The organism is Streptomyces sp. CB01635 (assembly GCF_002803065.1).
Taxonomy (GTDB): domain Bacteria; phylum Actinomycetota; class Actinomycetes; order Streptomycetales; family Streptomycetaceae; genus Streptomyces.
On sequence record NZ_NNBL01000004.1, the window covers coordinates 483,923 to 497,813 of the forward strand.

Annotated in this window: 12 protein-coding genes; 10 read left to right on the top strand and 2 right to left on the bottom strand. The window is 73.1% G+C overall.

Annotated features, from left to right (window positions below; all coding sequences use genetic code 11):
• Position 1: 1 nt before the first annotated feature.
• Positions 2–733 carry an MBL fold metallo-hydrolase gene (locus CG723_RS17095; protein ID WP_100594251.1) on the bottom strand — a complete coding sequence of 244 codons (732 nt, stop codon included), beginning with the start codon at positions 731–733 and terminating at the stop codon, positions 2–4.
• Between the two features lie 121 nt (positions 734–854).
• On the opposite strand from CG723_RS17095, the gene hrcA reads away from it, so the two are divergent.
• The 9 genes from hrcA (at position 855) to CG723_RS17140 (ending at position 11,084) form a co-directional block, all read left to right on the top strand.
• Positions 855–1,871, top strand: a complete 1,017-nt coding sequence (gene hrcA, locus CG723_RS17100; RefSeq protein WP_100594252.1) for a heat-inducible transcriptional repressor HrcA — start codon at positions 855–857, stop codon at positions 1,869–1,871.
• On the top strand, positions 1,872–3,008 hold the full coding sequence (gene dnaJ / locus CG723_RS17105; RefSeq protein ID WP_100594253.1) for a molecular chaperone DnaJ: 1,137 nt from the start codon (positions 1,872–1,874) through the stop codon (positions 3,006–3,008). It abuts the gene before it with no gap.
• Between the two features lie 112 nt (positions 3,009–3,120).
• Positions 3,121–4,194 (top strand): nitronate monooxygenase, encoded by a 1,074-nt coding sequence (locus CG723_RS17110; RefSeq protein ID WP_100594336.1) that lies wholly within the window; start codon positions 3,121–3,123, stop codon positions 4,192–4,194.
• Complete coding sequence (locus CG723_RS17115; protein WP_100594254.1) at positions 4,191–4,934, top strand: 16S rRNA (uracil(1498)-N(3))-methyltransferase; 744 nt, start codon at positions 4,191–4,193, stop codon at positions 4,932–4,934. The genes CG723_RS17110 and CG723_RS17115 overlap by 4 nt, the downstream gene beginning before the upstream one ends.
• Before the next feature lie 20 nt (positions 4,935–4,954).
• Positions 4,955–5,347 (top strand): VOC family protein, encoded by a 393-nt coding sequence (locus CG723_RS17120; protein WP_100594255.1) that lies wholly within the window; start codon positions 4,955–4,957, stop codon positions 5,345–5,347.
• Between the two features lie 91 nt (positions 5,348–5,438).
• On the top strand, positions 5,439–8,687 hold the full coding sequence (locus tag CG723_RS17125) for a S41 family peptidase (RefSeq protein ID WP_100594256.1): 3,249 nt from the start codon (positions 5,439–5,441) through the stop codon (positions 8,685–8,687).
• Between the two features lie 88 nt (positions 8,688–8,775).
• Positions 8,776–9,129, top strand: coding sequence for a histidine triad nucleotide-binding protein (locus CG723_RS17130; protein ID WP_100594337.1), 354 nt, complete (start codon positions 8,776–8,778; stop codon positions 9,127–9,129).
• A 20-nt stretch (positions 9,130–9,149) separates the two neighbouring features.
• The gene (locus CG723_RS17135; protein ID WP_100594257.1) at positions 9,150–10,058 is read left to right on the top strand and encodes a ribonuclease Z; all 909 of its coding nucleotides are present in this window, start codon (positions 9,150–9,152) and stop codon (positions 10,056–10,058) included.
• Between the two features lie 21 nt (positions 10,059–10,079).
• On the top strand, positions 10,080–11,084 hold the full coding sequence (locus tag CG723_RS17140; RefSeq protein WP_100594258.1) for an adenosine deaminase: 1,005 nt from the start codon (positions 10,080–10,082) through the stop codon (positions 11,082–11,084).
• On the opposite strand, the gene CG723_RS17145 is transcribed toward CG723_RS17140, so the two are convergent.
• A complete protein-coding gene (locus CG723_RS17145; protein WP_100594259.1) occupies positions 11,045–12,421 on the bottom strand; it encodes an MFS transporter in 1,377 nt (458 codons plus the stop codon). The two genes, CG723_RS17140 and CG723_RS17145, sit on opposite strands and share 40 nt — an antisense overlap.
• A 349-nt stretch (positions 12,422–12,770) precedes the next feature.
• On the opposite strand from CG723_RS17145, the gene CG723_RS17150 reads away from it, so the two are divergent.
• Positions 12,771–13,862 (top strand): carbohydrate kinase family protein, encoded by a 1,092-nt coding sequence (locus tag CG723_RS17150; protein WP_100594260.1) that lies wholly within the window; start codon positions 12,771–12,773, stop codon positions 13,860–13,862.
• The last annotated feature ends 29 nt before the right edge of the window (positions 13,863–13,891 follow it).

The window sequence follows — 13,891 nt, forward strand, 5'->3', positions numbered from 1 at the left end:
GTTACGACACGCCGAAACGCGCCGCCAGCGCGGCACGCTGCGCACGGACAAACTCCGCATTCACCGCGGCTCCGTGCCCGGGGACGTACACGGCGTCTTCGCCGCCCAGTTCCAGCAGCCGGTCGAGGGCGGCCGGCCAACGGGACGGCACCGCGTCAGGGCCCGCCTGCGGCTCGCCCGACTCCTCGACCAGGTCGCCGCAGAAGACGACCTCGGGCGTGCCCGGGACCAGGACCGCCAGGTCGTGCCCGCTGTGCGCCGGGCCCACGTTCGCGAGCAGCACCTGGAGCCCGCCGCCCAGATCGAGCGTCCACTCCCCGCACACCCGGTGGTGCGGCACGACGAGCACGTCCACCGCATCGGCCGCCTCCTCGTGCGGCACGCCGTGCGCGACCGCGGACGCCCGCAGTTCGTCGCGGCCCCGCGTGAACACCGTGTCGATGCCCGCGGCGCCGTACACCTCGACACCGGCGAAGGCCGCCGTGCCCAGAACATGGTCGAAATGGGGGTGCGTCAGCGCGATATGCGTCACGCGCGCGTGCGGCCCGATGAGGCGCCGGGTGTCCGCCCGCAGCGCCGCGCCCTCGCGAAGTGAGGAACCCGTGTCGATCAGCAACGCCGCCCCGTCGCCCACCACTAGGCCCGTCGTGCAGTCCCAGCCCGGCAGCCGGATGCGCCCCGCCCGAGCGGACAGCTCCTCCCAGCCCACCTCATTCCAGTCCAGGTCGTCCATGGGTCCGACGCTAGCGCCCTTGCCGGGCCCGTACCCACCGGCCGTACACTGACCCGGAGACCATTGGCACTCGGCCGCACCGAGTGCCAGCCGCGGACGACACAGCTGGAGGTGCGCGCGAATGCTCAGTGAACGCAGGCTCGAAGTGCTGCGCGCCATCGTCCAGGACTACGTGGGGACCGAGGAGCCGGTCGGCTCCAAGGCGCTCACCGAGCGGCACAGCCTCGGCGTCTCACCGGCGACGGTGCGCAACGACATGGCGGCGCTCGAGGAGGAGGGCTTCATCGCCCAGCCCCACACGAGTGCCGGGCGGATCCCCACCGACAAGGGGTACCGCCTGTTCGTGGACAAGCTGACGGCGGTCAAGCCGATGACGGGGCCCGAGCGCCGCGCCATCCAGAACTTCCTCGACGGCGCCGTCGACCTCGACGACGTCGTCGGCCGGACCGTGCGGCTGCTCGCGCAGCTGACGCGGCAGGTCGCCGTGGTGCAGTACCCGTCCCTGACGCGGTCCACCGTGCGCCACGTGGAACTGCTCTCGCTCGCCGCCGCCCGTCTGATGCTCGTACTGATCACGGACACGGGCCGCGTCGAGCAGCGGATGATCGACTGCCCGGCGCCGTTCGGCGAGACCTCTCTCGCCGATCTGCGGGCCCGGCTCAACAGCCGGGTCGCGGGACGCCGCTTCGCGGACGTCCCGCAGCTGGTGCAGGACCTGCCGGAGTCCTTCGACGCGGAGGACCGCGGCACGGTCTCGACGGTGCTCTCCACTCTCCTGGAGACGCTCGTCGAGGAGACCGAGGAGCGGCTGATGATCGGCGGCACCGCCAATCTCACCCGCTTCGGACATGACTTTCCCCTCACCATCCGGCCCGTCCTCGAGGCCCTTGAGGAGCAGGTCGTGCTCCTCAAGCTCCTTGGTGAGGTTAACGATTCGGGCATGGCCGTACGGATCGGTCACGAGAACGCCCATGAGGGACTCAGCTCCACCTCCGTGGTCTCGGTCGGCTACGGTTCGGGCAGCGAGGCAGTCGCCAAACTCGGCGTGGTCGGACCGACCCGCATGGATTACCCGGGAACGATGGGAGCAGTACGCGCAGTGGCACGTTACGTCGGACAGATCCTGGCGGAGTCGTAAGTGGCCACGGACTACTACGCCGTACTCGGCGTGCGCCGCGACGCCTCCCAGGACGAGATCAAGAAGGCCTTCCGCAGGCTGGCCCGTGAGCTTCACCCGGATGTGAATCCGGACCCGAAGACACAGGAGCGGTTCAAGGAGATCAACGCCGCCTACGAGGTGTTGTCGGACCCGCAGAAGAAGCAGGTCTACGACCTCGGAGGCGACCCCCTCTCGCAGGCGGGCGGAGGCGGGGCCGGCGGCTTCGGCGCCGGTGGCTTCGGGAACTTCTCCGACATCATGGACGCGTTCTTCGGAACGGCGTCCCAGCGTGGTCCCCGGTCGCGCACGCGCCGCGGCCAGGACGCCATGATCCGGCTCGAGATCGAGCTGGACGAGGCCGCCTTCGGGACCACCAAGGACATTCAGGTCGACACGGCCATCGTCTGTACGACCTGCAGCGGCGAGGGTGCCGCGCCGGGTACGTCCGCGCAGACCTGTGACATGTGCCGCGGTCGCGGCGAGGTGTCCCAGGTCACGCGGTCCTTCCTCGGTCAGGTCATGACGTCGCGGCCGTGCCCGCAGTGCCAGGGCTTCGGCACCGTCGTGCCGACGCCGTGCCCGGAGTGCGCCGGTGACGGCCGCATCCGCTCGCGGCGCACGCTCACGGTGAAGATCCCGGCCGGCGTCGACAACGGCACGCGGATCCAGCTCGCGGGCGAGGGCGAGGTCGGCCCCGGCGGTGGCCCCGCCGGTGACCTGTACGTCGAGATCCACGAGCTGGCGCACCCCGTCTTCCAGCGGCGCGGCGACGATCTGCACTGCACCGTCACCATCCCGATGACGGCCGCGGCGCTCGGCACCAAGGTGCCGCTGGAGACGCTCGACGGCCTGGAGGAGATCGACATCCGGCCGGGCACGCAGTCCGGCCAGTCGGTCCCGCTGCACGGGCGCGGCATCACGCACCTGCGCGGCGGCGGCCGCGGTGACCTCATCGTGCACGTCGAGGTCCTGACGCCGACCAAGCTGGACCCGGAGCAGGAGCGGGTACTGCGTGAGCTGTCGAAGCTGCGCGGCGAGGAGCGGCCCACGGGGCAGTTCCAGCCGGGGCAGCAGGGTCTGTTCTCGCGGTTGAAGGACGCGTTCAACGGGCGCTGACCGAGCCCGGCGCAGGCAAGAAGCAGGGACCACGTCCCCCGCATCACGCGTGGCACATGCCACGCGGAAGGGCCGATTCGGTCCGATGCGGGGGACGTGGCACGATGCGGTCATGTCCCCCACGCTGACCGATCTCTGTCACTATCCGATCGTGCAGGCACCCATGGCGGGCGGTGCCTCCTGTCCGCAGCTCGCCGCCGCCGTGTCGGAGGCCGGCGGGCTCGGATTCCTCGCCGCCGGGTACAAGACCGCCGACGGGATGTACCAGGAGATCAAGCAGGTACGGGGGCTGACCAACCAGCCGTTCGGCGTCAATCTCTTCATGCCGCAGTCCGAGTACGCGGACCCCGCGGCCGTCGCCGTCTACGCCAGCCAGCTCGCCGGTGAGGCCGCTTGGTACGACACACAGCTCGGGGACCCGGACTGCGGCCTCGACGACGGCTTCGACGCGAAGCTCGCCATCCTCCTCGACGACCCGGTACCGGTCGTCACCTTCACCTTCGGCTGCCCGAGCCGCGACGTCCTCAACTCCCTCGCCCGCGTCGGCACCCTCACCGCCGTCACCGTGACCACCGCGGACGAGGCGCAGGCCGCCCAGCGGGCCGGCGCCGACGCGGTGTGCGTCCAGGGCATCGAGGCGGGCGGCCACCAGGGCACCCACCGGGACAACCCGGAGGCCGACGGATCCGGCATCGGGCTCATCGCGCTGATCACCCAGGTCCGCGAGGCCGTACAGATCCCGATCATCGCCACCGGCGGACTCATGCGCGGCGGACAGCTCGCCGCCGTGCTCGCCGCGGGCGCCGACGCCGGACAGTTCGGCACGGCCTTCCTGGTCTGCCCCGAGTCCGGCGCCAACGTCCTGCACAAGCAGGCCATGACGAACCCGTTGTTCGTGCGGACCGAGCTGACCCGGGCCTTCTCGGGCCGCCCCGCGCGCGGCCTCGTGAACCGGTTCATGCGCGAGCACGGCCCGTACGCGCCCGCCGCCTACCCCCAGATCCACCACATGACGTCGACGCTGCGCAAGGCCGCCGCCAAGGCGGGGGACCCGCAGGGGATGGCGCTGTGGGCCGGGCAGGGCCACCGGCTCGCCCGTGAGCTGCCCGCCGGCCGGCTCGTCGAGGCGCTCGCGGCGGAACTCGCGGAGGCGAAGGACGCGTTGGGCGCGCGGGGTGCCGCATGACGGCGCCGGTGTTCGTCGTCGACGAGGTGCCGTCCGCCAGAACGTTCGTGCTCGACGGGGCCGAGGGACGGCACGCGGTGTCCGTGAAGCGGCTGCGCGCCGGTGAGGACGTCGTCCTGACCGACGGTCGCGGGCGCTGGACCGAGGCGGTCGTGGAGGCCGCCGAGGGCAAGGACCGGCTCGTCGTCACGGCGGGCCCCGCCCAGGAGGAGCCCGCGCAGGCACCCAGGATCACCGTCGTCCAGGCCCTGCCCAAGGGCGACCGGGGCGAGCTCGCCGTCGAGACCATGACGGAGACCGGCGTCGACGCGATCGTGCCGTGGCAGGCCGCCCGCTGCATCACGCAGTGGAAGGGCGACCGCGGTGCCAAGGCGCTCGGCAAGTGGCGGGCCACCGCGCGTGAGGCGGGCAAGCAGTCCCGCCGGGTGCGCTTCCCGGACGTCGCGGACGCCGCGTCGACCAAGCAGGTCGCGGCACTGCTCGCCGGGGCGGACTTCGCGGCCGTACTGCACGAGGACCGCGACTGCGACAGCGGCGCCCTCGCCACGGTGGAGCTGCCCACGGCCGGGGACGTCGTCCTCGTGGTCGGCCCGGAGGGCGGCGTCTCGCCCGACGAGCTCGCCGCGTTCGCCGAGGCGGGCGCGCGCCCGTACCGGCTCGGGCGTAGCGTTTTGCGTACGTCGACCGCGGGGACCGCCGCGACGGCGCTGCTCCTCGGCCGCACCGGCCGCTGGTCCTGATCAACCCCTGAGGGGAACGCGTGGAACTCGCCCAGGTCAGACTCCTCGTCTCCGACTTCCGTGCCTGTTACCACTTCTACGCGGACGTGCTCGGCCTCAAGCCGCAGTCGGGCGCGGAGGACGGGCCGTACGAGAAGTTCAGCCCCACGGCGGGCTCCGCGGGCATCGGGCTCGAGGACCGGGCGCTGATGGCGCAGGTCATCGGCGATCTGAGTGACGCCCCGGACGGGCACCGGTCCCTCGTCGTGCTGCGGGTCGACGACCTGGACGAGTACTGCGAGCAGATCGTCGCGCGCGGCGCCGAGATCCTCCACGGGCCCGCGCCGATGACCGACCGGATGCGGGTCGCCCACCTCAAGGACCCCGAGGGCAACATCGTGGAGCTCCAGGAGTGGCTCCTGATGCGCGGCTGACCCCCCTCGCCGGCGGTGGCGTCGCGCAGCGGTCCGGGGCAAGTGACCAAACCCCCTGACCTGGCCGTGCGCGCGTGCCTAGGGTGATCGGGTGACACGGACAGCGCACTCTGGATATCTCCGGTTCCCGCATCTGCACGGCGAGTTGGCCGCCTTCACCGCCGAGGACGACGTCTGGGTCGCTTCTCTCGACGGTGGGCGCGCCTGGCGCGTCAGCGCCGACAACGTCCCCGTCAGCCATCCCCGGATCTCGCCCGACGGCACCACCGTCGCCTGGACGTCCACCCGCGACGGCGCCCCCGAGGTGCACATCGCCCCGGTCGACGGCGGACCCTCGAAACGCCTTACGTACTGGGGCAGTTCGAGGACGACGGTGCGCGGCTGGACCCCCGACGGCCGGGTCCTCGCGCTCAGCACCCAGGGCCAGGCGTCCCTGCGCCGCAGCTGGGCGAGGGCCGTACCCCTCGACGGCGGACCCGCCACCACACTGCCGTACGGGCCCGTGGGCGACGTCGTGACCGGGCCCGGCGGGCAGGTCGTCCTGCTGTCCGCGCCGATGGGCCGCGAGGCCGCCTGGTGGAAGCGCTACCGGGGCGGCACCGCAGGGAAGTTGTGGATCGACCGGGCGGGCGACGGCGAGTTCGTCCGCCTCCACGAGGAGCTCGACGGGAACATCGAGTACCCGATGTGGGTCGGCGACCGGGTGGCTTTCCTGTCCGACCACGAAGGTGTCGGCGCCCTGTACTCGTCGCTCGCCGACGGCAGTTCACTGCGCCGGCACACGCCGGTCGACGGCTTCTACGCCCGGCACGCGTCGAGCGACGGCACGCGCGTCGTGTACTCCTCGGCCGGTGAGCTGTGGATCGTGGATGCCCTCGACAGCGCGGCCGGCGCGGAGGGCGCCGTGCCGCGCCGCCTCGACATCCGCCTCGGCGGGCAGCGCGTCGACCTCCAGCCCCACCCCGTCAGCGCCGCCCGCTGGTTCGGCGCGGCGGCACCCGACCACACCGCGCGCGGCAGCGCCGTCTCGGTGCGCGGCGCGGTCCACTGGGTCACCCACCGTTCCGGGCCCGCCCGCGCGCTGGCCGCCCGGCCCGGCGTACGGGCCCGCCTCCCGCGCACCTTCCGCGTCGAGGGCGAGGAACACGTGGTGTGGGTGACGGACGCCGAGGGCGACGACGCCCTGGAGTTCGCGCCCGCCACCGGCATCGCGCCCGGCGCCACCCCGCGCAGGCTCGCCGCCGGGCAGCTCGGCCGCGTACTGAACCTCGCGATGGCGCCCGACGGCAGCCGGGCCGCCGTCGCCTCGCACGACGGGCGTGTGCTGCTCGTCGAGCGCGAGAACGGCGAGGTCAGGGAGGTCGACCGCAGCGAGGACGGCCACGTGAGCGGCCTCGTCTTCTCGCCGGACTCGGCGTGGCTCGCCTGGTCGCACCCCGGCCCCTCGCCCCTGCGCCAGCTCAAGCTCGCCAACACCGCCGACCTGTCGGTGACGGAGGCGACGCCGCTGCGGTTCCGGGACTACGCGCCCGCGTTCACCCTCGACGGCAAACACCTCGCGTTCCTCTCCGCGCGCTCCTTCGACCCGGTCTACGACGAGCACGTCTTCGACCTCGCGTTCGTCGGGGGCTCGCGGCCGCACCTGATCACGCTCGCCGCGGCCACGCCGTCCCCGTTCGGCCCCCAGCGCCACGGCCGTCCCTTCGACACCCCGGACAGCCCCGGCGCCGAGACCCCCGACAGCGAGGGCACCCCCACCACCCGTATCGACCTCGAAGGGCTCGCCGACCGCATCGTCGCGTTCCCCGTGGAGGCCGCCCGCTACACGACCCTGCGGGCCGCCAAGGACGGCGTCCTGTGGCTGCGGCACCCGGTCCAGGGCGTGCTCGGCGCGTCCCGGGCCACCCCCGACGACCCCGACCCCAAGAGCGAGCTCGAACGCTACGACCTCGCCCAGCAGCGCATCGAGCACCTCGCCTCGGACGCCGACCACCTGACCGTCAGCGGCGACGGCAAGCGCGTCCTGCTGTGGACCGACGGCAAGCTCAAGGTCGTGCCGAGCGACCGGCGCGCCTCCTCCGACGACGACAGCGACACCAACATCACGGTCGACCTGAGCCGGGTCCGCCAGGACGTCGACCCCGTCGCCGAGTGGCGGCAGATGTACGACGAGGCGGGCCGCCTCATGCGGGACAACTTCTGGCGCGCGGACATGGACGGCGTCGACTGGGACGGCGTCCTGGAGCGCTACCGGCCCGTCCTCGACCGCGTCGCCACCCACGACGACCTCGTCGACCTCCTGTGGGAGGTCCAGGGCGAACTCGGCACCTCCCACGCCTACGTCACGCCGAGCGGCGGCTGGAGCGGCGGCGACAGGCGGCAGGGCCTCCTCGGCGCGGACATCTCCCGCCACGAGGACGGCAGTTGGCGCATCGACCGCGTCCTGCCCACCGAGACGTCCGACCCACGCGCCCACGCACCGCTCGCCGCGCCCGGGGTGGCCGTGCGCGCGGGTGACGCGATCATCGCGGTGGCCGGACGCCCCGTCGACCCCGTCACCGGTCCGGGACCGCTCCTCGTCGGGACAGCGGGCAAGCCCGTCGAGCTGACCGTCTCCCCGGCCGGCGGCGGCGACCCGCGCCACGCGGTCGTCGTCCCCGTCGCCGACGAAGAGCCGCTGCGCTACCACGCCTGGGTCGTCGACCGCCGCGCCCACGTCCACGAGCAGTCGGGCGGCCGCCTCGGCTATCTCCACGTGCCCGACATGCAGGCCCCCGGCTGGGCCCAGATCCACCGCGACCTGCGGGTCGAGGTGGCGCGCGAGGGGCTCATCGTCGACGTGCGCGAGAACCGCGGCGGACACACCTCGCAGCTCGTCGTCGAGAAGCTGGCCCGCCGGGTCGTCGGCTGGGACCTGCCGCGCGGCTCCCGCCCCTTCAGCTACCCGATGGACGCGCCCCGCGGCCCCGTGGTGGCCGTCGCCAACGAGTTCTCCGGCTCCGACGGCGACATCGTCAACGCGGCGATCAAGGCGCTCGGGATCGGCCCCGTGGTCGGTGTGCGCACCTGGGGCGGCGTCATCGGCATCGACAGCCGCTACCGGCTCGTCGACGGCACGCTGGTGACCCAGCCGAAGTACGCGACCTGGCTGGACGGCTACGAGTGGGGGGTGGAGAACCACGGCGTCGACCCCGACGTCGAAGTGGTCGCCGCCCCGCAGGACCACGCGGCCGGGCGCGACCCGCAGCTCGACGAGGCCGTGCGCATCGCGCTGGCGGCGCTCGCCGAGAACCCGGCGCGCACGGCACCCGAACTCCCGGAACCGCGCGTACGGGAGTGAGGCCTGTCGTGGAGGCAGGCGCCGCGGGTGGCGGCGGGCCGGATAGCATTCCCGGCGTAGTGACCGGACGGTGTGAGGAGACGTGATCGTGGCCGGAGAGCCGCAGGCCGACTGCCTGTTCTGCAAGATCGTCGCGGGGGAGGTCCCGGCCACGCTGGTACGCGAGACCGAGACCACCGTCGCCTTCCGGGACATCAACCCGCAGGCGCCGACCCATGTCCTCGTCATCCCGCGGGTCCACCACCGCGACGCCGCGGCCCTCGCCGCCGCCGAGCCGCAGATCGCCGCCGACGTGCTGCGGGAGACGGCCGAGGTCGCCGCCGAGGAGAAGCTCGACAGCTACCGCGTCGTGTTCAACACCGGCAGCGGCGCGGGCCAGACCGTCTTCCACGCCCACGCCCATGTCCTCGGGGGCCGCGGCCTCCAGTGGCCCCCCGGCTAGCGGGCGCCGGGCAACGCGCCGTGTCCGTAAGGGAATTGGTGGTGCTCGGCACCGCGAGTCAGGTGCCGACGAGGCACCGTAACCACAACGGCTACCTGCTGCGCTGGGACGGGGAGGGCATCCTCTTCGATCCCGGCGAGGGCACGCAGCGCCAGATGCTGCGGGCCGGCGTCGCCGCGCACGACCTCAACCGGCTGTGCGTCACCCACTTCCACGGCGACCACTCCCTCGGCCTCGCCGGGGTCATCCAGCGCATCAACCTGGACCGGGTGCCGCACCCCGTCACGGCGCACTACCCGCGCTCCGGTCAGCGGTTCTTCGACCGGCTGCGGTACGCCACCGCGTACCGCGAGAGCGTCGCGCTCGCCGAGGAGCCGGTGTCCGGCGAGGGCGGCGTGCTCGCCGAGACGCCGTCGTACACGCTGGACGCGCGCCGCCTCTCCCACCCCGTCGAGTCCTACGGCTACCGCCTCGTGGAGCCCGACGGGCGCCGCATGCTGCCGGACCTGCTTGCCGAACACGGCATCTCCGGGCCCGACGTGGGGCTCCTCCAGCGGGACGGGTCCCTGCGCGGCGTCACCCTCGACGACGTGAGCGAGGTGCGGCGCGGGCAGCGGTTCGCGTTCGTCATGGACACCCGGCTCTGCGACGGGGTGAACGAGCTCGCCGAGGGGTGCGACATGCTCGTCATCGAGTCGACGTTCCTCGACGGGGACCACCGACTGGCCTCCGACCACGGCCACTTGACCGCCGGGCAGGCCGCGCGCGTCGCGGCCGAGGGCGGGGTGCGGCATCTCGTGCTCACCCACTTCAGCCAGCGCTACTCCGACCCCGAGGAGTTCGAGCGCCAGGCCCGCGCCGCCGGCTTCGCCGGCGAGCTCACCGTGGCGCGGGACCTCGACCGCGTACAGGTGCCCAAACGCGTCTAATCCCGGGCGTACCATGCTCTGATGTCCCTCGCTTCGCTCCCCAAAGCCGAACTCCACCTGCACATCGAAGGCACCCTCGAACCCGAGCTCGCCTTCGAACTCGCGGCCCGCAACGGCGTCGACCTGCCGTTCGCCGACACCGAGGCCCTCCGCAAGGCCTACCTCTTCGAAGACCTGCAGTCCTTCCTCGACCTGTACTACGGCCTGATGGCCGTCCTGCGCACCGAGGAGGACTTCGAGCAGCTCGCCGACGCCTACCTCGCGCGCGCCGCCGCGCAGGGCGTGCGGCACGCCGAGATCTTCTTCGACCCGCAGGCCCACACCGCCCGCGGTGTGCCGATCGGGACCGTGGTCGAGGGCCTGAGCGCCGCCCTGTCGAAGAGCGTGGAGCGCCACGGCGTCTCCACCCGTCTCATCATGTGCTTCCTGCGCGACCAGTCCGCCGAGTCGGCGATGCAGACCCTGGAGTCCGCGAAGCCCTACCTCGACCGGATCGTCGGCGTCGGCCTCGACTCCGCCGAGGTCGGCAACCCCGCCTCCAAGTTCCGCGAGGTGTACGAGGCCGCGGGCGCGCTCGGGCTGCGCAAGGTCGCCCACGCGGGCGAGGAGGGCGACCCCTCGTACGTATGGGAGGCGCTCGACGTGCTCGGAGTCGAGCGCATCGACCACGGGCTCCGCTGCGTCGAGGACCCGGCGCTCGTCGAGCGACTCGTGCGGGACCGGGTGCCGCTGACGCTGTGTCCGCTGTCGAACGTGCGGCTGCGCGCCATCGACGTACTCGAAGACCACCCGCTGCCGCGGATGATGGACGCCGGTCTGCTCTGCACGGTGAACTCCGACGACCCGTCCTACTTCGGCGGATACGTCGGAGACACCTTCCACGCGGTCCACGAGGCGCTCGCGCTCGACCACGAGCGGCTGCGGGAGCTCGCCCGCAACTCGTTCGTCGCGTCGTTCCTCGACGACGACGAGGAGCTGCGCTCGCGCTACCTCGCCGAGGTCGACGCGTTCGCGTTCGACGACTGACCGAGCGCCGCCGAGCCGCCCCGCGGTCCCGCCGTGGAGAACTCCTCCTGCGTCGGGGCCGGTTGGGGTGTGCTCACCGTGATCTCCACGACCGGCTGCTCGGCCGCGCCCATCTGCGGGACCGCGCCCGCCGGGGCGCCCGTCACGCCGGCCACCAGAGCGGCGGGGGCGCCGCCCCTCCTGCGGACCGTGCCGGGCCGCAGCAGCGGGCTGCCGCCCGTGTGCAGCGCCACCGCCGTGAGCGGCAGTGCCAGGACGAGCAGCGCCACGGCGAGCGTCGTGCCCATCGCCGGATAGCCCGCCGTCTGCGACAGGACGCTGCCGGTGAGCGGGCCGCAGGCCGTGCCGAGCGACGCCGCCGAGCCGACGAGGACCGCCCAGCGGCCGCGCGGGTCCAGGGACGCGGCCAGGCCGATCAGATACGACAGGACCACCGGGTACAGCGTGTTCCACGCGATCTCACCGGTCGCGAACGACGCGAGGTCGTCCGCGCGGGCGCTCACCACGATGCAGCATGCGATCAGTGCCGTGCCCGCGCCGATCGGGGCGGCGCGGCCGAGCCGGGACCCGAGTGCGCCCGCGCCGAGCACGCCCACGAGCGCCGTGCCGAGCGCCACCGCGAAGACCGCGCCGACGGTGATCTCCGTCAGGCCCGCCTGGTCCGTGCCGATGCGGCTGCTGACGCCCCACAGGGAGTTCTGCGCCATCGACCAGCAGAGCATCGCGGCGGCCAGGACCAGGCCCGAACGGCGGAAGGGGAGAGGGCTTGCGGGCCTGTGCTGCCCGGCGGGGGCGGGGAGCCCGGCGGTGCCGCTCTCCAGGCCGGAGGTCGCCGGCCACGTCGCCAGCGCCGTCAGTGCGATCGCCGCGAACGGGAGCGCATGGCCCGTACCCAGATGCGGCATCGTCAGATACAGCGCACCCGCCAGCGCCGAGACGCTGAGCAGGCCCAGCGTCGACGCCCGGTGCGGGTCGCGCTGCCCGGCGATTCCCGTCGCGGCGACCGTCGTGGCCGTGCCCGACCCGAAGCCGCCGGCCATCGCGCCGAGTACCACCAGAGGCACGAAGGACGTCGCCGCGGCCGCGCCGTATCCGAGCGCCGCGAGCAGCAGGCCCGCTCTGGCGAGGGTGCGGGGGCCGGTGCGGTCCACACGGCCGGCGAAGGTGAAGCCCGCCGCGGCCGAACTCATCAGCAGCGCACTGCCGATGAGGCCTGCCTGCGCCGGGGGGAGATGGAGGCTGTCGCCGAGGCGGCCCACGACGGTGGGCAGCAGATACGGGGCCAGATAACCGGCCGTGAAGAGGGCGACAAGGGGCCGGGGAGTGCGGCGGGACACGGGCGTTCCAAAGCGTGGCGGTGTACGGGGATGAGGGCATGCGGAACTGCGGGGATGCCTGAACAGGCAAGGGGATTGGGGGGTGCGCCGGGGCTCGCGATACGAGGGGGCGCGGCCAATTTGTATCAAGCGCGGGGAGGGTGAAAACAGCTGGGCCGGTGTGATCTGGGCCACGTTCTGTTTGGAGGGTAGGAGTGGGGGTAAACGAAGCTGTTTTTTCGAGGAAACAGGCAGCGACAGCGACCCCGGTCCGGGGGCGCCGACTCCCGTTCCGTACGCCGTGCTACGCGCGTTGCCCGTGGGGTATCAGGCACACTGTGCGGACCCTCACGACTCTGGGGAGCCCACCTTGAACTCCAACGACCCGGCGCATGTGGATCCGCTCGCCCGGCTGCGCACCCCCGACGATCCGCCCTGCGATGTCTATCTGACGGGGACCGTCTTCCTCGACATCATCTTCACGGGCCTGGACAGCGCCCCCGTGCGGGGGACCGAGTCCTGGGCGCGCGGCATGGGGTCCAGCCCCGGCGGAGTCGCCAACATGGCCACCGCCCTGGCCCGGCTCGGGCTGCGGACGTCGCTGGCCGCCGCCTTCGGGGACGACCACTACGGCGAGTACTGCTGGGACAGCCTGGAGCAGGGCGAGGGCATCGACCTGACGTCGTCGCGGACCGTCGCCGGCTGGCACTCGCCCGTCACCGTCTCCATGGCCTACGAGGGCGAGCGGACCATGGTCAGCCACGGTCACGAGCCGCCGCCCGGGGAGCCCGCCCCCGAGTGCCCCCCGCGGGCACGCGCCGCCGTCGCCTCGCTGGCCCCCGGGCTGAACGAGCCCTGGATCGCCACGGCCGCGGGCCGCGGGACGCAGATCTTCGGCGACGTGGGCTGGGACGACACGGGCCGCTGGGACCTGAGCTCCCTCGACGACCTGTCGCGCTGCGAGGCCTTCCTGCCGAACGCCGAGGAGGCGATGCGCTACACCCGTACGTCCTGCCCCCGGGCCGCCGCGCACGCCCTGGCCGAATACGTGCCGCTCGCCGTGGTCACCCTGGGTGCCGAGGGCGCCTACGCGGTGGACGCCCGCAGCGGGGAGACCGCCTCCGTGCCCGCCATCGAAGTCGCCGCCCTCGACCCCACCGGCGCCGGGGACGTCTTCGTCGCCGGGTTCGTGACCGGGACGCTCGCGGGCTGGCCGCTGGCCGACCGGCTCGCCTTCGCCGGACTGACCGCCGCCCTGTCCGTGCAGGAGTTCGGCGGCTCGCTGTCGGCGCCCGGCTGGTCGGAGATAGCGGCCTGGTGGCGCCATGTGCAGGCCTACGACGACCAGGAGCCCGCGGCCCTGCGCCGGTACGCCTTCCTGGAGGCGCTGCTGCCCGAGGTGAGCCGACCGTGGCCCCTGCGGCGGGCGGTGCCGACGATCGGCTTCGGGCGGGGCGTCTAGCGAGAGGCCCGGGGCCCGCGGAAAAGGCC